At 54.5% G+C, this 21,919-nt stretch carries 21 protein-coding genes and 2 tRNA genes; 3 read left to right on the top strand and 20 right to left on the bottom strand.

Annotated elements, in window-relative coordinates:
• Position 1 precedes the first annotated feature (1 nt).
• The 4 genes from mrdA to RTX30_RS17245 all read right to left on the bottom strand — a co-directional run bounded on the left by mrdA (position 2) and on the right by RTX30_RS17245 (position 3,578).
• Positions 2 to 1,903, bottom strand: a complete 1,902-nt coding sequence (gene mrdA, locus RTX30_RS17260; RefSeq protein ID WP_312691393.1) for a peptidoglycan DD-transpeptidase MrdA — start codon at positions 1,901 to 1,903, stop codon at positions 2 to 4.
• A 29-nt stretch (positions 1,904 to 1,932) separates the two neighbouring features.
• A complete protein-coding gene (rlmH, locus tag RTX30_RS17255; RefSeq protein WP_312691392.1) occupies positions 1,933 to 2,400 on the bottom strand; it encodes a 23S rRNA (pseudouridine(1915)-N(3))-methyltransferase RlmH in 468 nt (155 codons plus the stop codon).
• Positions 2,401 to 2,403: 3 nt separating this feature from the next.
• Positions 2,404 to 2,721, bottom strand: a complete 318-nt coding sequence (gene rsfS / locus RTX30_RS17250; RefSeq protein WP_312691471.1) for a ribosome silencing factor — start codon at positions 2,719 to 2,721, stop codon at positions 2,404 to 2,406.
• 242 nt (positions 2,722 to 2,963) lie between these two features.
• Positions 2,964 to 3,578, bottom strand: a complete 615-nt coding sequence (locus RTX30_RS17245; protein WP_312691391.1) for an adenosylcobalamin/alpha-ribazole phosphatase — start codon at positions 3,576 to 3,578, stop codon at positions 2,964 to 2,966.
• A 99-nt stretch (positions 3,579 to 3,677) separates the two neighbouring features.
• On the opposite strand from RTX30_RS17245, the gene cobD reads away from it, so the two are divergent.
• Complete coding sequence (gene cobD, locus RTX30_RS17240; protein WP_312691390.1) at positions 3,678 to 4,772, top strand: threonine-phosphate decarboxylase CobD; 1,095 nt, start codon at positions 3,678 to 3,680, stop codon at positions 4,770 to 4,772.
• Here cobD and nadD read toward each other — a convergent pair.
• Genes nadD through leuS form a run of 4 tightly spaced genes read right to left on the bottom strand, consistent with a single transcriptional unit; the run spans position 4,747 to position 9,581 of the window.
• The gene (nadD, locus tag RTX30_RS17235; RefSeq protein WP_312691389.1) at positions 4,747 to 5,397 is read right to left on the bottom strand and encodes a nicotinate-nucleotide adenylyltransferase; all 651 of its coding nucleotides are present in this window, start codon (positions 5,395 to 5,397) and stop codon (positions 4,747 to 4,749) included. The two genes, cobD and nadD, sit on opposite strands and share 26 nt — an antisense overlap.
• Positions 5,390 to 6,421: a DNA polymerase III subunit delta gene (holA, locus tag RTX30_RS17230; protein ID WP_312691388.1), complete on the bottom strand. Its 1,032-nt coding sequence runs from the start codon at positions 6,419 to 6,421 to the stop codon at positions 5,390 to 5,392. Before holA ends, nadD begins: the two co-directional genes overlap by 8 nt.
• Entirely contained in the window at positions 6,421 to 6,984 is a 564-nt protein-coding gene (gene lptE / locus RTX30_RS17225; RefSeq protein ID WP_312691387.1) for an LPS assembly lipoprotein LptE, read from the bottom strand. The genes holA and lptE overlap by 1 nt, the downstream gene beginning before the upstream one ends.
• A 14-nt stretch (positions 6,985 to 6,998) precedes the next feature.
• A complete protein-coding gene (leuS, locus tag RTX30_RS17220) occupies positions 6,999 to 9,581 on the bottom strand; it encodes a leucine--tRNA ligase (RefSeq protein WP_312691386.1) in 2,583 nt (860 codons plus the stop codon).
• A gap of 234 nt (positions 9,582 to 9,815) precedes the next feature.
• On the opposite strand from leuS, the gene RTX30_RS17215 reads away from it, so the two are divergent.
• Positions 9,816 to 10,298: a zinc ribbon-containing protein gene (locus RTX30_RS17215; protein WP_312691385.1), complete on the top strand. Its 483-nt coding sequence runs from the start codon at positions 9,816 to 9,818 to the stop codon at positions 10,296 to 10,298.
• Between the two features lie 41 nt (positions 10,299 to 10,339).
• Here the strand turns inward: RTX30_RS17215 and RTX30_RS17210 are convergent, their stop codons facing one another.
• From RTX30_RS17210 to miaB, 9 genes are all read right to left on the bottom strand, one after another.
• Positions 10,340 to 11,065, bottom strand: coding sequence for an amino acid ABC transporter ATP-binding protein (locus RTX30_RS17210; protein WP_312691384.1), 726 nt, complete (start codon positions 11,063 to 11,065; stop codon positions 10,340 to 10,342).
• Positions 11,065 to 11,739, bottom strand: a complete 675-nt coding sequence (gene gltK / locus RTX30_RS17205) for a glutamate/aspartate ABC transporter permease GltK (protein WP_312691383.1) — start codon at positions 11,737 to 11,739, stop codon at positions 11,065 to 11,067. Before gltK ends, RTX30_RS17210 begins: the two co-directional genes overlap by 1 nt.
• Positions 11,740 to 11,741: 2 nt before the next feature.
• Complete coding sequence (locus RTX30_RS17200) at positions 11,742 to 12,482, bottom strand: amino acid ABC transporter permease (RefSeq protein WP_312691382.1); 741 nt, start codon at positions 12,480 to 12,482, stop codon at positions 11,742 to 11,744.
• A gap of 158 nt (positions 12,483 to 12,640) precedes the next feature.
• On the bottom strand, positions 12,641 to 13,570 hold the full coding sequence (locus RTX30_RS17195) for an amino acid ABC transporter substrate-binding protein (RefSeq protein ID WP_312691381.1): 930 nt from the start codon (positions 13,568 to 13,570) through the stop codon (positions 12,641 to 12,643).
• A gap of 377 nt (positions 13,571 to 13,947) precedes the next feature.
• Complete coding sequence (gene lnt, locus RTX30_RS17190) at positions 13,948 to 15,486, bottom strand: apolipoprotein N-acyltransferase (protein ID WP_312691380.1); 1,539 nt, start codon at positions 15,484 to 15,486, stop codon at positions 13,948 to 13,950.
• 5 nt (positions 15,487 to 15,491) lie between these two features.
• Entirely contained in the window at positions 15,492 to 16,370 is an 879-nt protein-coding gene (gene corC / locus RTX30_RS17185) for a CNNM family magnesium/cobalt transport protein CorC (protein ID WP_312691470.1), read from the bottom strand.
• A 104-nt stretch (positions 16,371 to 16,474) separates the two neighbouring features.
• Positions 16,475 to 16,942, bottom strand: coding sequence for an rRNA maturation RNase YbeY (gene ybeY / locus RTX30_RS17180; RefSeq protein WP_312691379.1), 468 nt, complete (start codon positions 16,940 to 16,942; stop codon positions 16,475 to 16,477).
• On the bottom strand, positions 16,939 to 17,985 hold the full coding sequence (locus RTX30_RS17175) for a PhoH family protein (RefSeq protein WP_312691378.1): 1,047 nt from the start codon (positions 17,983 to 17,985) through the stop codon (positions 16,939 to 16,941). Before RTX30_RS17175 ends, ybeY begins: the two co-directional genes overlap by 4 nt.
• 142 nt (positions 17,986 to 18,127) lie before the next feature.
• On the bottom strand, positions 18,128 to 19,552 hold the full coding sequence (gene miaB, locus RTX30_RS17170) for a tRNA (N6-isopentenyl adenosine(37)-C2)-methylthiotransferase MiaB (protein WP_312691377.1): 1,425 nt from the start codon (positions 19,550 to 19,552) through the stop codon (positions 18,128 to 18,130).
• A 170-nt stretch (positions 19,553 to 19,722) separates the two neighbouring features.
• On the opposite strand from miaB, the gene ubiF reads away from it, so the two are divergent.
• The gene (gene ubiF / locus RTX30_RS17165; RefSeq protein ID WP_312691376.1) at positions 19,723 to 20,898 is read left to right on the top strand and encodes a 3-demethoxyubiquinol 3-hydroxylase; all 1,176 of its coding nucleotides are present in this window, start codon (positions 19,723 to 19,725) and stop codon (positions 20,896 to 20,898) included.
• 27 nt (positions 20,899 to 20,925) lie between these two features.
• On the opposite strand, the gene RTX30_RS17160 is transcribed toward ubiF, so the two are convergent.
• The 3 genes from RTX30_RS17160 to RTX30_RS17150 form a co-directional block, all read right to left on the bottom strand.
• Positions 20,926 to 21,510, bottom strand: coding sequence for a hypothetical protein (locus RTX30_RS17160; protein WP_312691375.1), 585 nt, complete (start codon positions 21,508 to 21,510; stop codon positions 20,926 to 20,928).
• A gap of 122 nt (positions 21,511 to 21,632) precedes the next feature.
• Positions 21,633 to 21,707 (bottom strand) — tRNA-Gln (locus RTX30_RS17155).
• A gap of 34 nt (positions 21,708 to 21,741) precedes the next feature.
• Positions 21,742 to 21,816, bottom strand: a tRNA-Gln gene (locus tag RTX30_RS17150).
• Between the last annotated feature and the right edge of the window lie 103 nt (positions 21,817 to 21,919).

Genomic DNA, 21,919 nt, shown 5'->3' with positions numbered 1-21,919 from the left:
ATTATTGGTCCTCCGTTGCCGATGTTGAGGGGTTTTCCGTCGGCAAATCGGTGTTGTTATCGCCAAGCATAATATGGTCGAGGATCTGGCGCATAATGGTCCCCACTGCCGGGCCTGCGCCGCCGTTCTCGAGGATCATCGCCACGGCGACCTGCGGATTATCGTAGGGGGCAAATGCGGTCATCAGTTTATGGTCGCGCAGACGCTCTGCAATGCGGTGAGCGTTGTAGGTTTCATTCGCTTTCAGGCCAAAAACCTGAGCCGTACCGGATTTTGCCGCCACTTTATAAGGCGCATTCGCAAAGTATTTATGACCTGTGCCGTTAGCCCGGTTTGCCACGCCGTACATGCCATCTTTGGCGATTTCCCAATAACCAGAATGGATATCGCCCACTGGCGGTTGCGCTGGTTGTTGCCACGGGACCTGTTTGCCGTCTTCAAGCGTGCTCATCAGCAGATGCGGGACTTTGACGATGCCGTCGTTGATCAGGATCATCATCGCTTTGTTCATCTGCAACGGCGTCGCGGTCCAGTAGCCCTGACCAATCCCGACCGGAATGGTATCGCCCTGATACCAGGGTTTTTTAAAGCGTTTCAGTTTCCATTCGCGCGTGGGCATATTGCCGGAGCGCTCTTCCGAAAGGTCAACGCCGGTGTAATGACCGTAGCCAAACTTATTCATCCATTCGGACAGGCGGTCAATCCCCATGTCATAGGCGACCTGGTAAAAGAAAGTATCCGCCGACTCTTCCAGTGATTTGGTGACATTCAGGTGGCCGTGGCCCCATTTTTTCCAGTCACGGTAACGCTTATCAGAACCAGGCAACTGCCACCAGCCAGGATCGAACAGGCTGGTATTACGCGTGATCACCCCTGCGCTCAGCGCAGAAACCGCAACATAAGGTTTCACGGTGGACGCCGGAGGGTAAACACCTTGCGTCGCGCGGTTGATCAGCGGGGTGTTGGGATCGTTAAGCAGCGACGAATAATCTTTGCTCGATATCCCATCGACAAACAGGTTGGGATCGTAACTTGGCATGGAAACCAGTGCGAGGATACTACCGCTACGGGGATCGGTAACCACGACGGCGGCGCGGCTGCCCGCCAGCAACGTTTCAATGTACTGCTGTAATTTAAGATCAAGCGTCAGATAGATGTCGTGCCCGGCCTGCGGCGGCACCTCTTTCAACTGACGGATAACCCGCCCGCGGTTGTTTACTTCCACCTCTTCATAGCCCGTCTGGCCATGGAGTACATCTTCGTAGTAGCGTTCAATCCCGAGTTTGCCGATATCATGCGTAGCGGCGTAATTGGCAAGTTTTCCATCTTTATCCAGTCTTTCGACATCTTTATCGTTAATTTTGGAAACATAGCCAATAACATGGGTGAGCGCTGAGCCATACGGATAGTAGCGGCGTTTGTAGCCTTTTACTTCCACGCCAGGAAAGCGGTACTGGTTAACGGCAAAACGCGCGACCTGCACTTCCGTGAGGTTAGTTTTAACCGGAATGGAGGTAAAGCGATGTGAACGTGCGCGTTCTTTCTTAAAGTTGGCGATATCGTCATCGTTCAGATCGACCACATCGCGCAGCGCATCCAGCGTTTGCTGCACATCGTCAACCTTCTCCGGCATCATTTCGACCTGGTAGATGGTGCGATTGAGTGCCAGCGGCGTGCCGTTGCGATCGTAAATAATGCCGCGGCTCGGTGGGATTGGCACCAGTTTGATGCGGTTTTCGTTGGAGCGGGTCTGGTAGTCCGCAAAACGGACGATTTGCAGATTATAAAGGTTAGCGACCAGCACACCGGAAAGCAGCAAAATCCCGGTGAAGGCGACCACCGCCCGGCGCACAAACAGCGCGGACTCAGCCGTATAGTCGCGAAAAGAATTCTGTAATTTCATCCGCTGCTTAATCTGCCCAAGACGTGTTATTACTCACGGTGATAAGGATGGTTGGTGGTAATACTCCATGCGCGATAGAGGCTCTCGGCTACCAGCACACGCACCAGCGGGTGAGGAAGCGTCAGCGCAGAGAGGGACCAACTTTGTTCTGCCGCCGCTTTGCAGGCCGGAGATAATCCTTCCGGCCCGCCGATCAGCAGGCTGACGTCACGCCCGTCCTGCTTCCAGCGTTCCAGCTCAAGGGCCAGTTGCGGTGTATCCCAGGGTTTACCAGGGATATCGAGGGTGACAATCCGATTTTTGCCCGCCGCAGCCAGCATCAGTTCACCCTCTTTATCGAGAATACGTTTGATATCTGCGTTCTTGCCGCGCTTTCCGGCAGGGATCTCCACCAGTTCGAAGGGCATATCTTTTGGAAAACGACGCAGATACTCACTAAAACCTGTCTGTACCCAGTCCGGCATTTTCGTGCCGACGGCGACCAGTTGCAGCTTCACGCATTAACTCCAGAGCTTTTCCAGTTCATACAGGCGGCGACTCTCTTCCTGCATGACATGGACGATGACATCGCCTAAATCGACCACCACCCAGTCGGCGGCGCTTTCGCCTTCCACACCCAGCGGCAACATTCCGGCTGCGCGGGATTCCTGAACAACGTGATCCGCGATGGAGATAACATGGCGCGTGGATGTCCCGGTGCAAATAATCATGCAATCGGTGATGCTGGACTTGCCCTGAACGTCAATGGCAACAATGTCCTGACCTTTCAGGTCATCAATTTTGTCGATAACAAAATCCTGGAGTGCTTTACCCTGCAAGTGTTCCCCCTGGGTGAGTAAAAAGTGAGCTATTAGTAAATGGCCTGACATTATACCTGAACTGCGCGGATTGTCGGGACAAATGTCCGATCCCACTCTTTTAAAGCGGGCTATCATCCCATCACGCGCGCGCGATTGCATTGCCAATTTTGTAAAACAATTCTGCGCGCGGAGGATAGCAGCCTGCCATGGCGTGTCAATGACCTCATCACCACCGCGAAGAGGAGAGGGGAAAAAACAGACTATGTTTCGTCAGCCTGCCAGATAGCACGGCTGTTCAGCACCCGTAGCGTAGCGAAATCGTCATGAATATCTATCGCGCTCCAGCAGCCCTGATCAACCCGAAAATGCCATAGCGAAGAGGCTGACATCTTGAGCAATCGGGCAATGAGCACGCTAAGTACGCCCTGATGACTCACCACCAGCACGTTGGGGTGCTCGCGCAGTCCGGCGAGATGGGCGATGAACTGTTCAACGCGGGCAGAAAATGCCTGAAAGCCTTCGCCGTTGGTAGGAACGGCGTTCTGCCAGTCAGTACACCATGCGGCGTAACTTTCCGCGTCTTCGTGCGTCAAATCGCGATGATGGCGCATCTCCCAGTCACCAAAAAACATCTCATTGAGCAGCGGGGTAGTGTGAACAGCCATTTCGCGACCCTCCAGCACATGCTGCGCGGTGATGTGCGCCCGCTCCAGCGTGCTACACAATACATAGTCGAAGGGGACATGTTGCAGTAGTCCGCACAGGGTTTGCGCCTGGCGCACCCCTTTCGCCGTCAGCGGCGTAGGGGAATGACCACTGTAAAGTCCGGCGACATTTGCTTCTGTTTCTCCGTGACGTACCAGCCAGAGTCGCATTGTTCTCTCCCGTCTCGATTTCTGCGCAAAGTTTAACACTGCATCCTGAATCCACCTGTCTTTTTCGTTTAAGATAACGGCTTTTAGCCGGAGCGGGAGATGGCTTTGTTTCATAGTGCGCATGGCGGTAATACACATGAAGCGGCTGCATTACTGGGTATCGCCCCGGAGCAACTGCTCGATTTTAGCGCCAATATCAATCCGGCAGGGATGCCGGATTCGCTCAGGCAGGCGCTGGGCAATAATTTGTCGCTGGCAGAGCGTTACCCGGATGTGGAGTACCTGCGTCTGCATCAGGAGCTGGCGGAGCACCATCAGGTTCCGCTTTCATGGGTGGTTGCCGGCAATGGCGAAACGGAAGCCATCTTCGCTCTGGTGAACACGCTGGCACCGCGTAACGCCATGCTGGTAACACCGGGCTTTGCCGAGTATCGCCGTGCATTAACGTTGGGCGGGAGCCGCATCACCGAATTTGCATTGCGTGAAGAGGAAGGCTGGCAGATAACGGCGCGTCTGCTGGATGCGCTTACGCCCTCGCTGGACTGCCTGTTTTTGTGCACGCCCAATAATCCAACCGGATTGCTCCCTGACGATGCCTTGCTGCATGCGATTGTGGCGCGCTGTAAAACGCTCGGCATCGCGCTGATCCTTGATGAGGCCTTTATGGATTTTATCCCTCATCGTACAGGTTTTATCCCCCATCTGGCTGGCAACCCCCATCTGTGGGTGTTGCGCTCGCTCACTAAGTTTTACGCCATCCCTGGCCTGCGGTTGGGGTATGTGCTCGGCAGTGATGCAGAGACGGTGACGCGAATGCGAGCGGCACAGATGCCATGGTCAATCAACGCCTTTGCGGCGCTGGCAGGGGAAGTGATTTTGCACGACAACGTCTATCAACAGGCCAGCTGGCAGTGGCTGGCGGCCGAGCGGCCACGTCTGTTAACGGCATTGCAGGCGCTGCCTGCATTAACGGTATGGCCGGGGGAGGCGAACTACCTTTTCCTGCGTTGTGATGCGCCCTCGGTCGCGCTCCAGCGTGCTTTACTGGAACACTATATTCTGATCCGAAGTTGTGAAAATTATCCGGGGCTGGATGGGCGTTATTTTCGCGTTGCGGTGCGTAGCGGGGAAGAAAACGATCGGCTGATAGCGGCACTGCATGCCGTACTTAGCGATACAACCCCTGCGCGTTGATGTAGTCGAGTACGGCGGCAGGCAATAAATCGTCGCAGCGCTCACCACGCTCCAGCCGCTCACGTATCCGCGTCGCCGAGATGTTAAACCACGGGGTTTCCGCCAGATAAATTTTGCCTGCCGGCAGCGCGTGCAGGGCATCGGCATCGGTAGTGAGGTGTTTTTCCAGCCACTGCTGATGGTCTTCTTGCGCCATGGTCATCGGGTAACCGGGACGGCGGCAGACAATCAAATGGCAATTATCCAGAATGGTTTCGTAGCGGTGCCAGCCGGGGAAAGAGAGCAGGGAGTCCTGGCCGATAATAAACGCCAGTGAACGCTGTGGACCTTGCTCTTCCCGCCACTCTTGTAGCGTTTGCGCGGTATAAGAGGGGGTGTCCCGGCGAAGTTCCCGTTCATCAAGGGTGAACAGAGGTTTGTCGGCAATTGCCAGTTCCACCATGGTTTTACGCTGCTGGCTGCTGGCTTCCGGTTGCGAACGGTGCGGCGGCACGTTGTTGGGCATAATAATGACCTTCGACAGCCCAATCTGATTTGCCAGTGCTTCTACCGGCTTCAGGTGCCCGTAATGAACCGGATCAAATGTTCCGCCAAACAATGCCTGCAACTGATTCATATCACCCATCAATAAAAACGTCTGCCAGTGCCTTATGACAGAGTAGCAGAGAAAGCCTCTCCAGCTCGGCCCATACCGACTGACCAAAGTCCTGCTTCACTACCAGTTCAATGCGGCTCAGCAGATGCACGGCCTGCCGTAACTGATCCAGGCTCAGTCGCGTGAGGGCGTCGCCGGTAATACCGCGACGGTTTTGCCAGACCCGATGTTTATCAAACAGCGCGCGTAGCGGCGTATGCGCCGATTGCCGCTTCAGCGTGACCAGTAGTAGCAGTTCGCGCTGCACCGTTCGCAGCAGGATCACCGGCTCGCAGGCCTCAAGTCGTAACTGGTTGAGAATATGCAGCGCGCGTTTGCTCTTGCCAGCCAGAAGGGCATCGACCCAATGGAATGGCGTAAAATGCGCGGCATCGTTGACCGCCTGCTCTACACGCGGCAGGGTCAGCTTGCCGTCCGGCCACAGCAGGGCCAGGCGATCCAGCGCCTGCGCCAGCGCCAGCAGATTGCCTTCATAGCAATAGCAAAGCAATTGGTTAGCGGCGTCGTCCAGTTCAAGTTTGTTCTGCTTCGCGCGGGAGGCAACCCAGCGCGGCAGGTTTGCCTGCTCTGGCGTCTGGCAACTGACCTGGACGACATGTTGGTTTAGCTGGCTTATCCAGGCTGCGTTTTCCTGCGCTTTTGTTAGCTTATTACCGCGAACAATCAGCAACAGATCGCTATGCAGCAAGCTGACCAGCTTTGCAAGCTGTTCGTTCATTGCCGCATTGGGGCCATTGTCCGGCAGTTGCAACAGCAGCGTCTGGCGGCTGGCAAACAGACTGAGCGCCTGGCAGATGGAAAATATCGCATCCCAGTCGGTGCTGGCATCCAGCGTAAAAGTGTGGTGTTCAATAAACTCCTGCGAGATAGCGGCCTGACGCACGGCATCCTGGCTCTCTTGCAGAAGTAGAGGATCATTGCCCAACAGCAGATAAGCCGCGCGCAGCCCTTCATTGAGCTGCGCGCGGAGTTGTTCCGGATACAACCTGAGCATTAGCTACCCGGTTTTGCCGAAACAGAGGGGGCAGGAGCTTTACCGGCAGCGTGCGTTTGCTCAGCATCGGCGGTATGGATGCTCGGCAGCTTACGGATCAGCTGTTCTGCGGCCTTGTCATACATTTCCTGAATGATCATCTCCTGCTCGGCATCTTTTGCCAGTGCCGTTTGCGGGTTATCAAAGAACGAACGGAACACTTTGGTGCTGATCGGGTAGATGTCATGCCCCGGGATCAATACGCTCGCATTCACCGTCAGTACCATTTGATACTCCGCAGTACGGCCATCCTGGAAGATCGACGCCGTGTCGCGGGAGAACGTCACCGCGCCAAGGCGCAATGACGGTACATCCTGACGCAGCGAACCTTTTTCAACCAGCTCAACGCCATTCAGGCGCAGCTGGCTGCGGACGGCGCGGCTCAGCGGGCCGTTGGGATCCCCGGAGTCGAAGATCATCGTTTTCATCTCAGCCGGCACTTGCGTGGTACTACGCAGATGCCAGCCACATCCGGCGGTGACCAGCACCACCAGGGATAACAACAATGTAGCCAGATGTCGCACGCTTCCTCCCGCGCTTAGCCAACAACCAGATTGAGCAGTTTACCCGGTACGTAAATCACTTTACGCACGGTAACGCCATCAAGATATTTCGCCACCAGGTGTTCCTGGCCCGCGCGTTCACGTACTTGCTCTTCAGTCGCGTCAACAGCGACGGTAATTTTACCGCGCACTTTACCGTTAACCTGCACCACGACCAGCGTGGTGTTTTCCACCATCGCTTTTTCGTCAGCAACTGGCCACGGCGCGTTGTCGATATCGCCTTCACCACCCAGCGCTTGCCACAGCGTGAAGCTGGCGTGCGGGGTGAACGGGTTGAGCATACGCACCACTGCCAGCAGCGCTTCCTGCAGCAACGCACGATCTTGCTCGCTTTCCTGCGACGCTTTCGCCAGTTTGTTCATCAGCTCCATGATCGCCGCAATAGCGGTGTTGAAGGTCTGACGGCGACCAATATCATCGGACACTTTAGCAATCGTTTTGTGTACGTCACGACGCAGGGCTTGCTGATCTTCATTCAGTGCGGCCACATCCAGCGCAGCGACTGCGCCTAATGATGTATGTTCGTAGACCAGTTTCCAGACGCGCTTCAGGAAGCGGTTTGCCCCCTCAACGCCGGATTCCTGCCACTCCAGCGTCATGTCGGCCGGAGAAGCAAACATCATAAACAGACGAACGGTGTCCGCGCCGTAACGTTCAACCATTTCCTGCGGGTCGATACCGTTATTTTTGGACTTGGACATTTTGCTCATGCCGGTGTAGACCAGCTCGTGGCCAGCCGGATCGGTCGCTTTGACAATGCGGCCTTTCTCGTCGCGTTCGACGATAGCGTCTTTCGGAGAAACCCAGTTACGTTCACCGTTTTCACCGACGTAGTAGAAGGCATCTGCCAGCACCATCCCCTGACACAGCAGCTGTTTAGCCGGCTCGTCGGAAGTTACCATGCCCGCATCGCGCATCAGTTTGTGGAAGAAGCGGAAGTAAAGCAGGTGCATGATGGCATGTTCGATGCCGCCAATGTAGATATCGACCGGCAGCCAGTAGTTGGCGGCTTTCGGATCCAGCATACCCTCGCTGTACTGCGGACAGGTGTAGCGCGCATAGTACCAGGACGACTCCATAAAGGTGTCAAAAGTATCCGTTTCACGCAGTGCAGGTTGACCGTTAACCGTGGTTTTGGCCCACTCAGGATCCGCTTTAATAGGACTGGTGATGCCGTCCATGACCACATCTTCCGGCAGGATCACTGGCAGTTGATCTTCGGGGGTTGGGATAACGGTGCCGTCTTCCAGCGTGACCATCGGGATCGGGGCACCCCAGTAACGCTGACGAGAAACGCCCCAGTCGCGCAGACGGAAGTTCACTTTACGCTCGCCCACGCCTTTGGCCGCCAGCTTGTCGGCAATGGCGTTGAAAGCAGCGGTAAAATCGAGACCGTCAAATTCACCCGAGTTAAACAGCACGCCTTTTTCGGTCATCGCCTGCGCCGACAGATCCGGCTCGCTGCCGTCAGCATTGAGGATAACCGGCTTGATGGTCAGGTTATATTTGCTGGCAAATTCGTAATCGCGCTGATCATGACCCGGCACCGCCATTACCGCACCGGTGCCGTACTCCATCAACACGAAGTTAGCCGCCCATACCGGAATGGCTTCGCCAGTCAGCGGGTGAATGGCTTTCAGGCCGGTGTCGACGCCTTTTTTCTCCATCGTTGCCATGTCGGCTTCGGCCACTTTGGTGTTGCGGCACTCGTCGATGAAGGCAACCAGTTGCGGGTTGTTCGCCGCTGCCTGCTGTGCTAGCGGGTGACCCGCGGCAACGGCCAGGTAAGTGGCGCCCATAAAGGTGTCCGGACGGGTGGTGTAAACCGTCAGTTTCTGATCGCTGTTCTGTACGTCGAAAGTGATTTCCACACCTTCAGAGCGGCCGATCCAGTTACGCTGCATGGTTTTCACGGTATCTGGCCAGTGGTCCAGATTGTCCAGATCGTTCAGCAGTTCGTCGGCATAGGCGGTGATTTTGATAAACCACTGCGGGATCTCTTTACGCTCAACTTTGGTGTCGCAGCGCCAGCAACAGCCATCAATAACCTGCTCGTTGGCCAGCACGGTTTGATCGTTCGGGCACCAGTTCACTGCCGAGGTTTTCTTGTACACGAGGCCTTTTTTATACAGCTCGGTAAAGAACTTCTGCTCCCAGCGGTAGTATTCCGGGGTGCAGGTCGCCAGCTCGCGGCTCCAGTCATAGCCGAAGCCCAGCATTTTGAGCTGGTTTTTCATATAGGCGATGTTGTCGTAAGTCCACGGCGCCGGGGCGGTGTTGTTTTTCACCGCCGCACCTTCAGCCGGCAGACCGAATGCATCCCAGCCAATCGGCTGCAGAACATTTTTACCCAGCATGCGCTGGTAACGAGAGATCACATCACCAATGGTGTAGTTACGAACGTGGCCCATGTGTAGTCGGCCAGAAGGATAGGGGAGCATCGACAAGCAATAGTACTTCTCTTTGCTCTCGTCTTCAGTGACTTCGAATGTGCGCTTCTCTTCCCAGTGAAGCTGTACTTTGGATTCTATCTCTTCCGGGCGGTATTGCTCTTGCATGGCACCAGTAGTCCTGTTTTTGATACCGCTACGAATGTAGCGTCGTTACGTGGTTTTTCAAGAGGCATAGCATAGCCCAAACGCCCGCCTCAAAACAGCCTTTCCGCGAGACGCGGATGAAATAGCCCCGCCTTTTTCACGGTGACTTTTTGTTGACGCTGTCGGGCTGTCGACACTGCGACAAAGAAATAACGTCTATCATTAGAGAGGGTTACTTAACCGGGAGGCGAAACGATGAACAAGGTTGCTCATTTTTACCGTGAACTGGTCGCCACGTTGACCGAACGTTTGCGCAACGGAGAGCGCGATATTGACGCATTAGTCGGCCAGGCACGTCAGCATGTCTTGCAGACCGGTGAGTTAACTCGCACGGAAATTGATGAATTGATGCGGGCCATTCGCCGGGATTTAGAAGAGTTCGCCCGCAGCTACGGCGAAAGCCAGGAAGAAGTGGCCGACAGTGTGTTTATGCGGGTGATTAAAGAGAGCATCTGGCAGGAGCTGGCGGATATTACGGACAAAACACAGCTGGAATGGCGGGAAGTATTCCAGGATCTTAATCACCATGGGGTTTATCACAGCGGCGAGGTTGTCGGGCTGGGAAATCTGGTCTGTGAGAAATGCCATTTTCACCTGGCTGTCTACACACCAGACGTGTTGCCGCTTTGCCCGAAATGCGGCCATGATCAGTTTCAGCGTCGGCCTTTTGAACCGTAAAAGGAAAAACGCCTGCCCGTTCAGGGCAGGCATTGCGTGGCTTAATGCAGGATCTTGGCGAGGAAATCTTTTGCACGTTCGGATTGCGGGTTGTTGAAGAACGCGTCTTTCTCGGAGTCCTCCACGATTTTACCTTCATCCATAAAGATCACCCGGTTGGCCACTTTACGGGCAAAGCCCATTTCATGGGTAACGACCATCATCGTCATCCCTTCATTGGCCAGTTCCACCATGACATCCAGCACTTCGTTGATCATTTCCGGATCGAGCGCTGAGGTCGGTTCATCGAACAACATGGCTACCGGATCCATGCATAGCGCGCGGGCAATGGCGACACGCTGCTGCTGACCGCCAGATAGCTGTGCAGGGAATTTGTTGGCATGCGCCGACAAGCCGACACGCTCAAGCAGTTTCAGCCCTTTGTCCCGCGCTGCGGCTTTATCCCGTTTTAGTACTTTGACCTGCGCCAATGTCAGGTTTTCGATAATTGACAAGTGCGGGAATAACTCAAAATGCTGGAACACCATGCCCACGTGCGAACGTAATTTTGCCAGATCGGTTTTCTTGTCGTTCACTATGGTGCCATTGACGGTGATCTCGCCTTTCTGCACCGGTTCGAGGCCATTTACGGTTTTTATAAGTGTCGACTTCCCGGAACCGGACGGGCCGCACACGACCACCACTTCGCCTTTTTTCACTTCGGTGGAGCAATCGGTCAGCACCTGAAAGTGGCCATACCATTTCGAAACATTTTTCAGGGAAATCATTAGACGGTCCTTTTCTTCAGCCAGCTGACCAACAGCGAAGCACTGAGACTGATAACAAAATACACGGCGCCGGCAAACAGGATCATTTCGACCTGCGTCCCGTCACGCTCGCCAATAGTGGAAGCCGTACGGAAGAAATCCGCAAGGCTCAGGACATACACCAGAGAGGTGTCCTGGAACAGCACAATCCCCTGCGTTAACAGCAGCGGAACCATGGCGCGAAACGCCTGTGGCAGAATGATCAATTTCATTGACTGCCAGTGGGTCATGCCCAATGCCAGCGCTGCGCTGGATTGCCCGCGGGAAATGCTCTGAATACCCGCACGGATAATTTCAGAGTAGTAAGCCGCTTCAAACATGGAAAAGGCGACCATCGCCGAAATGAGGCGAATATCGGTCTGCGGCGACAACCCGAGCACGTTTTGCAGGAAGCCTGGCACAATCAAATAGAACCATAACAGCACCATCACCAGCGGGATGGAGCGAAACACGTTGACATAGCCTTTGGCGAACCAGCGCAGCGGCCCGAACGTGGACAGACGCATTACCGCCAGCAGCGTTCCCCAGATAATACCGACCACAATGGCGATCACGGTGATTTTCAGCGTAACAACCAGCCCGGCCAGTAAATAGGGCAGGGAGGGCGCGATAGAACTCCAGTCAAATTCGTACATTGTTATTTGCCTCCCATATTGCCCGGCAGGCGGATTTTGCGTTCAACCAGGTTCATCGCCAGCATAATGATGGCGTTGATGAAGACATACGCGATGGTGATAGCAGTGAAGGATTCCCAGGCATGAGCTGAGTAATCCAGCAGTTTCCCCGCCTGTGCCGCCATATCCACAAGGCCGATGGTCGACGCGATAGCGGAGTTTTTTACCAGGTTCATCATCTCGGAAGTCATCGGCGGCACGATCACGCGGTACGCATTAGGCAGCAACACATAACGGTAGGTCTGCGGCAGCGTTAACCCCATCGCCAGACCGGCATTTTTCTGCCCGCGCGGCAGTGACTGGATCGCTGCACGTACCTGTTCGCAAACGCGGGCTGCGGTGAACAGGCCCAGGCAGATCATTGAAGAGAGGAAGAATTGCACATTGGGATCGAGTTCCGACTTGAACCACATGCCGAGATTTTCAGGCAGCAGTTCCGGCACCACCAGGTACCACGTAAAGAACTGAACAATCAGTGGCACGTTGCGGAACAGCTCAACGTAACACGTGCCGATACTGGACAATAAACGGTTAGGTACGGTACGCAAAATGCCAAACAGAGAGCCAACCAGAAACGCGATAATCCAGGCCGTCACTGACAGTGCGATGGTGACCTGAAAGCCGCTCCATAACCAGCCAAGATAGGTTGTGTTGCCGAACGGGGCCTGTTGCAGGAAGATTCCCCAGTTCCAGTCTATGGACATAAATCTACTCCGGAAAAAAAAGGGTAGCAGCGCTACCCTCGAAGATTGTATGAAGAGCGAGTTTTCTTGCTGAAAGGGGAACGACCCTTCAACGTATAGTCTGTCCGTGCTGCTTCGACAATCGAGAGGGCAGGAAACCCCGCCCCTAATGGTTTTAATTAGTTCAAGGCTTTGTCATTCGGTTCTTTGAACAGCGCTTTCATATCGTCAGAGAGATCGAAGCTTAGGTTCATGTTTTTAGGCGGAATGGGGTTTTTGAACCATTTATCGAAAGATTTTTCCGCCGCGCCTGAAGTCTGGTACTGCGCAATGGTGTCATCCATCAGCTTTTTGAATTCCGGATCGTTTTTGCGCAGCATGCAGCCATAGGCTTCTTTGGACTGCGGCGTCCCCACGATTTCCCAGTTATCCTGTTTCTTCGCTTTTGCACGCTCGCCCGCCAGCAGTGCGTCATCCATCATAAAGGCCACCGCACGACCGCTTTCCAGCGTACGGAACGAGTCACCATGGTCTTTGGCGCTGATAATGCGCATGTCCATTTTTTTCTCGTCGTTCAGCTTGTTGAGCAGAATTTCTGAGGTGGTACCAGAGGTGACCACAACGGCTTTGCCTTTCAGGTCGGCGAAATCTTTGATCGAGCCACCTTTCTTGGTCAGCAGACGGGTGCCTACCACGAAAATAGTGTCAGAGAAGGCGGCTTGTTTCTGGCGCTCAACGTTGTTGGTGGTCGAGCCGCACTCAAAATCGAACGTGCCGTTTTGCAGCAGTGGGATACGGTTCTGAGAGGTGATAGGGATCAGCTTCACAGCCAGATCCGGCTTGTTGAGTTTTTTCTTCACCGCTTCAACGATAGCGTTGGAGTAGTCCTGAGAGTAACCCACCACTTTTTGCTGATTGTCGTAGTAAGAAAACGGTACGGAAGATTCACGGTGACCAACGACGATGACGCCGTTTTTGGCAATTTTATCCAGCGTAGATTGCTGTTGCTCTGCCGGCGCGGCGTCCGCCGGTTTAGCATCTTCAGCGTGGACCAGACCGGCTGACAGTCCCATCACCAGCATCGCGGCGGCCAGTTTACGTAATTGCATTTCCAGACTCCTTTATCGTCAGTGCGAAAGCACGTTGATACCCGTTGTGTGTACGTTGTGTTGTTTTTATGGCCTGCTACATATTCGTGCAGTGTTGTGTATGTTTGTTACATTCAGCATGGCTTAATGTAAAGGTTTTGCTGCAACATTGTTTATTTTTGCGAGACGCGCCGCACCATTAGCAGGCAAAAATCTTACATTGCACCAGTCTGGTGCGTCTGATGTTCACTGCCAGTGCGATCTCAGAACGCATAAGCAGCTTTCATAGTGACCTGATAAATATAAGCAAATGGCATGCCATAATGGTGTGTGGCAGAAGGGCAGGTAAAGCAAGGAACTGTTGGCCCGGAGAGCACCGGGCCAATGACAGAGAAAGATTAACGACGGCGTTGACGCAGGCTCATTACCAGCGCACCAAAGCCGAGCAGCGCAGTAATGCCCCAAATTGCCCAGTTGCCCATGCGCGCATACGGCGTTAACCCCCGGGTCGGCGTCACCTGAGCGGTAAGCACATCGCGGGTGAATTGTGGGAGCACAGACTGGATCTCGCCTTGCGGGCCAATCACGGCGGTAATGCCGTTATTGGTGCTGCGCAACAACGGACGCGCCAGCTCCAGCGAACGCATCCGCGCCATCTGGAAATGCTGCCACGGCCCGATCGACTTGCCAAACCACGCATCGTTAGAGATGGTCAACAGGAAGTCAGTATCCGGACGGAAATTATCGCGTACCTGTTCACCAAGAATGATCTCATAACAGACTGCCGGCGTCAGATTAAAGCCATGCGCCTGCAGCGGCGGCTGCACATAGGCGCCGCGACTGAAGGAGGACATTGGCAAATCAAAGAACGGCGCCAGCGGACGCAGAATCGACTCCAGCGGGACAAACTCACCAAACGGCACCAAATGATTTTTGTTATAGCGATCGGTTGAACTGTAACTGTAGGCGCTGTCTTTACCCAATGTGATGATGGTGTTGTACGTGTCGTAACGGTTTTGTTTGTTCAACCGTGCGTCCACAATCCCGGTCACCAGGGTCGTGCCGTTTGCCCGCAGCAGATCGTCCATGGCATTTAAAAAGCGCTGCTGATTGATTTCCAGATCCGGAATAGCGGATTCAGGCCAAATAATCAGTTGCGATTTCCCCATCATCTTTTCTGTTGCGTTGCTGTAAATCGTTAACGTATTCAGCAGTTGGTTTTCATCCCACTTCAGCGCCTGGGGGATGTCTCCCTGCACCAGAGATACCTGGGTGGTGCGTGCCGGTAGCAACTGATACCACTGGATATAGCGCAGCGGGAAGGGAAGGGCGAACAGGACGATCGCGACTACCAGCGGACGCCAGGTGCGCGTGATCAGCGCCAGTGCCAGCAAACCACTGACCATCATCAACAGGAAGCTGATGCCTTCAACACCCAGTATCGGTGCCAGACCTTTGAGTGGCCCATCAATCTGGCTGTAGCCGAACTGCAACCACGGAAAGCCGGTCAGAACCCAGCCGCGCAAAAATTCAGTGATTTGCCAGACAACCGGCGCGGCAATTGCCACACGCAGCCAGTCGGTTTTTGGCCATAAACGCGCAAGGATGCCGCTAAACAAGCCGGTATACAGTGACATATAGGCTGCCAGCAGTACCACCAGAAAGACGTTGACCGGCCCCGGCATGCCACCGAACTGCGCGATGCTGACGTAAACCCAGTGGATGCCACTGCCAAACAGACCCAGCCCCCAGAAATAGCCAATCCAGGCAGCCTGTAACGGGCGGCGATTGAACGTTAATCCTTGCAGACCGATCAGGGAGATAACCGCAGCAGGCCAGATGTCATAAGGAGAAAAAGCCAGCGTTCCGCTGGCTCCGAATAACAGCGCCAGCAGCAAACGTACGCGCTGACGCTCAAACAGTGAGGCAAATACCATTTACATTAATCATCCAGTTTCGGTGGCGGGGAATCATCCGGCATTTTGACATGAACCTGAATAATACGTCGACTGTCGGCCATCGCGACCTTGAATTGGTAACCATCAATTTCAATGGCTTCCCCGCGCGCAGGCAGGTGACCAAACGCCTGCATCACCAGCCCGCCGATGGTGTCGACCTCTTCATCACTGAAGTGGGTACCGAAGGTGTCGTTAAAATCTTCAATCGGCGCCAGCGCTCGCACCGTCCAGGTATGGCGGCTGAGCTGGCGGAAATCGATATCCTCTTCTTCGTCATATTCGTCTTCGATTTCGCCGACGATAAGCTCAAGGATATCTTCAATAGTGACCAGACCGGAGACGCCGCCGAACTCATCAATAACGATCGCCATATGGTAGCGTTGCGAACGGAACTCTTTCAGCATGCGATCTACACGCTTGCTTTCCGGCACCACCACCGCGGGGCGTAACACTTTTTCCATGCTGAATGCTTCAGAGTCACTGCGCATAAAGGGCAGTAAATCTTTTGCCATCAGGATCCCTTCGATATGATCTTTGTCTTCACTGATCACCGGAAAGCGGGAGTGGGCGGACTCGATGATGACATCAAGGCATTCGTCCAGCGCCTGGTTACGTTTCAGGGTGATCATTTGCGAGCGGGGGATCATGATGTCGCGTACACGCTGGTCCGCAATGTCCATCACCCCTTCGAGCATATCGCGCGTGTCCTCGTCGATGAGCTCGTTTTGCCCGGAGTCCCGGATCAGCTCCAGCAATTCATCACGGTTTTTCGGCTCGCCGTGAAAAAGCTGGCTCAGCAAAAGGGAAAAGAATCCCTTTTTATTGTTGGTGTTGTCGCTACTGTGTGAGTTATCGTCGCTCATGGCGTCGTGTGGGTTCTCATGTTGGTTGAATTGTCGCTCGTCACGCGTAAACACAGCGCCGGACGGCATTTTGGGGTTTGTACGCGACCTGCGTCGCGCACGGGTTACTCTTTCTCGGAAATGTACGGATCCTCATAGCCCAGAGCAAGCATTATCTCTGTCTCGATCCCTTCCATCTCTTCTGCTTCATCGTCTGCAATATGATCGTAACCGAGCAGGTGTAAACTACCGTGGATGACCATGTGTGCCCAGTGCGCCTCCAGGGGTTTCTCTTGCTCCTGCGCTTCCTGTTCAACCACCTGGCGGCAGATAATCAGATCGCCGAGCAGCGGCATCTCGATACCCGGCGGCGCTTCGAAGGGGAAAGAGAGCACATTGGTCGGCTTATCTTTGCCGCGATAAGTCAGGTTTAGCTCGTGGCTTTCGGCGCTGTCGACCAGGCGAATAGTGACTTCTGCTTCTTCCTGGAACTGCGGGATCACCGCATCCAGCCACTTCTGGAACTGCGCTTCTTCCGGCAGGCCGTTGTTGTCTTCGCATGCCAGTTGTAAATCCAGGATCACCTGACTCATTTCTGCTCCTGCTCCTGGGCTTCGCGTTTGCGCTCGGCGGCCAGTTCTGCTTTACGTTTTTGTTCGGCTTCTTCCCAGGCCTCATACGCAATCACGATACGGGCTACCACCGGGTGGCGCACCACATCTTCGCTGTGGAAGAAGTTAAAGCTGATTTCGTCAACATTGGCCAGCACTTCGATGGCATGGCGTAAACCAGATTTAGTGTTACGCGGCAGGTCAATCTGCGTGATATCGCCGGTGATCACGGCTTTGGAGTTAAAGCCAATGCGCGTAAGGAACATCTTCATCTGTTCGATGGTGGTGTTCTGGCTTTCATCGAGAATGATAAAAGCATCGTTCAACGTACGGCCACGCATATAAGCCAGCGGCGCAACTTCAATCACGTTACGCTCGATCAGTTTCTCTACGCGTTCAAAGCCCAGCATCTCGAACAATGCGTCATACAAGGGGCGAAGATAAGGATCGACCTTCTGGCTGAGATCGCCAGGCAGGAAGCCCAGTTTTTCACCCGCCTCTACCGCCGGGCGCGTGAGCAGAATACGGCGCACTTCCTGACGCTCCAGCGCGTCGACAGCGGCGGCAACCGCCAGATACGTTTTACCGGTACCGGCCGGGCCAACGCCGAAGGTGATGTCGTGGTCGAGGATATTGGCGATGTACTGCGCCTGGTTTGGCGTGCGAGGCTTAATAACGCCGCGCTTGGTTTTGATGTTGATAGCCTTGCCATACTCCGGAACACTCTCAGCGCTCTGTTCCAGCACGCGGGCTTCTTTGATCGCCAGGTGGATTTGTTCCGGTTCGATATCCTGCGTCTGGCCGCGCATCGGCGCGGTATCGACATACAGACTGCGCAGAATATCCGCAGCGGCGCTGACGCAGATTTCGCGTCCGGTGAGTTTGAAGTGGTTATCGCGACGGTTGATTTCGATACCCAGTCGCCGCTCCAGATGTTTGATATTGTCATCAAACGGGCCGCACAGACTAAGCAGACGTGCATTGTCCGCCGGCTCAAGGGTTATTTCACGCGTATCTATATTCAAACTGTTCCTCTTTTAGGTGTGTCGAGGGCGATGCCTGTTAAGGAATTATTCACGGCATAGCAGGAAGGCGCAAGCGTTGCGGATGATGTTGGGGTCAGTGCGAGGAAAAGCAAGGCCTGCCAGAAATAGCAGGCCTGTTGCATTATGGCTGATACAGGCCAACGCCGAGGTCATTCTCTTTACGGGTGCGGGCGATAACCGATGCCGGGGACTCCACAACACGCAGCCCCATTTCGTCTTCGGTACGCACGACGACGCCGCGCAGGGAGTTGGTATAAACGTCGACAATTTCCACATCCACGAATTTACCGATCATCTCCGGCGTGCCTTCGAAGTTCACCACGCGGTTGTTTTCCGTACGACCGGAAAGCTCCATGATATTCTTGCGAGAAGTCCCTTCAACCAGAATACGCTGGGTGGTGCCGAGCATACGGCGGCTCCAGGCCATCGCCTGCTGGTTAATGCGTTCCTGCAGAATGTACAGACGCTGTTTTTTCTCTTCTTCCGGCACGTCATCCACCATATCGGCAGCAGGCGTCCCCGGTCGGGCGGAGAAAATAAAACTGTAGCTCATGTCGAAATTGACTTCGCCAATCAGCTTCATGGTTTTTTCAAAATCATCCTGACTTTCACCCGGGAAGCCGACAATGAAGTCAGAGCTGATCTGGATATCCGGGCGCGCGGCGCGCAGTTTGCGAATAATGGCTTTATATTCCAGCGCGGTGTGCGTGCGGCTCATCAGATTCAGCACCCGGTCGGAACCACTCTGTACGGGCAGGTGCAGGAAGCTCACCAGTTCCGGCGTATCGCGATAAACCTCAATGATATCGTCGGTGAATTCGATGGGGTGGCTGGTGGTAAAGCGAATACGATCGATGCCGTCAATCGCCGCCACGAGGCGCAGCAATTCGGCGAAGGTGCCTGTGCTGCCGTCGAAGTTCTCACCACGCCAGGCGTTCACGTTTTGCCCCAGCAGGTTCACCTCACGTACGCCCTGTGCCGCCAGTTGCGCGATTTCGAACAGGATGTCATCAGACGGACGGCTGACCTCTTCACCACGGGTGTAAGGCACCACGCAGTAGGTACAGTATTTGTTACAGCCTTCCATAATCGAGACGAATGCGGTCGGGCCTTCGGCACGTGGTTCCGGCAGGCGGTCGAATTTTTCGATTTCCGGGAAGCTGATGTCCACCACCGGGCTGCGGGTGCCGCGAACAGAGTTGATCATTTCCGGCAGGCGATGCAGGGTCTGTGGCCCAAAAATAATGTCGACATAGTGCGCGCGCTGGCGGATATGGTCGCCTTCCTGCGAAGCCACACAACCGCCGACGCCAATAATCAGATCGGGATTTTTCTCTTTCAGTAACTTCCAGCGGCCCAACTGATGGAATACTTTTTCCTGTGCCTTCTCGCGGATGGAGCAGGTATTAAGCAGCAGCACATCCGCTTCTTCCGCCACTTCGGTCAATTGATACCCGTGCGTGGCATCCAGCAGATCGGCCATCTTGGATGAATCGTATTCGTTCATCTGACAGCCCCAGGTTTTTATGTGGAGTTTTTTTGTCATCGACTTGCTCTTGCTTAGGTTCGTATACCCTAAAATAACGGATATAAGCCAGGATTGCAGGGCGCGTATTGTAATGCTTTGGTCGCGTGCTGACCAGTCTGACGGTTGTCCGACTCAAGGGGTAAAAAATCCGGTAAACTTAACGGATTCTCGTTTAAGGATAGTGAGCCATGATAAATCAATCCACTGAGGTCGCCGTTGTCGGCGGCGGCATGGTCGGCGGGGCACTGGCGCTGGGGCTGGCACAGCAGGGTTTTTCAGTGACGGTGATTGAACAACAGGCCCCTTCGCCTTTTGAGGCGCACGCACACCCGGATGTGCGGATCTCGGCAATCAGTGCCGCGTCTGTCGGGTTATTGCGCGGCCTGGGCGTATGGGATCGTATTCAGGCGATGCGTTGCCACCCATACCGACGACTGGAAACCTGGGAGTGGGAAAATGCCCATGTTGAATTCGATGCCCGGGATCTCAAACTTCCTCTGCTTGGTTACATGGTTGAGAATACGGTTTTGCAGCGCGCGCTGTGGGAGGCGCTGGAAACGCATCCTCAGGTAACGCTGCGCACACCTGCCGCGCTCAGCACAATGCACGCCCATAAGGAGCAGCACCAGTTAACCTTCGATGATGGCTCAACGCTGCTGGCGAAGCTGGTGGTTGGCGCGGATGGCGGCAATTCACGTGTTCGCCAGGCCGCAGGCATTGGTATTCACGCGTGGCAGTATCATCAGTCATGCATGTTAATCACCGTGGAGTGTGAAGAAGAGGCGGGGGACCGCACCTGGCAACACTTTACGCCAGACGGGCCGCATGCCTTTTTACCGCTCTTTGACCGCTGGGCATCGCTGGTGTGGTATGACAAACCAGCACGCATTCGCCAGTTGCAGGCGATGAGTATGGCGCAACTGGAACAGGAAATTACGCGACATTTCCCGCCACGGCTGGGGCGTGTAAAACCGGTTGCGGCGGCGGCATTTCCATTGGCGCGTCGGCATGCATTGCAGTATGTGCGTCCTGGACTGGCGTTGGTGGGCGATGCGGCGCATACCATCCATCCGCTGGCCGGGCAGGGGGTGAATTTAGGGTATCGCGATGTGGATGCGCTATTAGATGTCCTTGCCAGTGCGCGTACCCACGGTGAAGCCTGGGCCAGTCTGCCTGTTTTAAAACGCTACCAGATGCGACGTATGGCAGATAACTTCATTATGCAAAGCGGGATGGATCTGTTCTATGCCGGGTTCAGCAACACGCTTGGCCCGGTACGCCTGCTGCGTAACATTGGCCTGATGGCGGCTGACCGCGCGGGTGTACTAAAACGCCAGGCGCTCAAATATGCCCTGGGGCTGTAAAGCGGGCGGGCGCAGTGCCCGCCTTTCTCAAAGGACGGATAACAACTTATCGAGCGCCGTGTGCGCGCCCTTTTTGTCGATAAAAAAGGCCTGATAACCCTCAAACCCCTCAACCTGTTGTAACGCCAGTGCGCCGTTACGCATTTTACGCAGCAGTTGCACTGTGCGATAAAGCGGCACCAGCAGAATAATCAATGCGCCGAGGGCAGCCAGCCCGTAATAACTGAACAGCGGTTCCGCACTGGCCTGCTGCACAAGCAGGGCTACGGCAGCGACTTGCAAAAAGATCCTGGCGATAAATCCCCGCAACAGAAATTGCTGCAGGCGTTCGGGAGTCCGAAAGCAGGGGTTTTTCAGCGATGACCGTGTTTCCTGCACCGGAATACCCTGCACGTAGACCGTCCAGTGAGTGGTTTCTTTCATCAGCAGAGCCTGGCCGCTTTCGCTCAGCGTATGCAGACGCATTGAAATGGACACCGGAAAGACAAGACCCATAAAGAGACCATAAAAGATCGGCGCGGAAAGGCCGATAAAGGCGAGGCCGAAGCAGGCGACAACAAAGAGCACATACAGGGGGGCATATATTAACAGGGCGGTGGTTTGATAGTTCATCTTGCGGACTCAAAGGAGAGAGAGCGTTAAGTTACCATACGGTTTAAGCCGTTACTCACTACCCACTCCAGGGAAGTGCAGAAAACAAAAAAGCCCGCCGAAGCGAGCTTTTTTGTTTTGAGTGGCTGGGGTACGAGGATTCGAACCTCGGAATGGTGGAATCAGAATCCACTGCCTTACCGCTTGGCGATACCCCAAAAGTGCGTTCGCAAAAGCAAACGTCTTTTAAGATGGCTGGGGTACGAGGATTCGAACCTCGGAATGGTGGAATCAGAATCCACTGCCTTACCGCTTGGCGATACCCCAACAACTCTTTTTAAGGTTTAACGCAGTCTTTGCGTCAGTCCCTGAATGTGGTGGCTACGACGGGAATCGAACCTGTGACCCCAGCATTATGAGTGCTGTGCTC

Source organism: Kosakonia sp. (assembly GCF_032052965.1).
GTDB lineage: Bacteria > Pseudomonadota > Gammaproteobacteria > Enterobacterales > Enterobacteriaceae > Kosakonia.
Note: the sequence above shows the minus strand (reverse complement) of the source record. Positions and strands in the feature narration are given on the sequence as shown.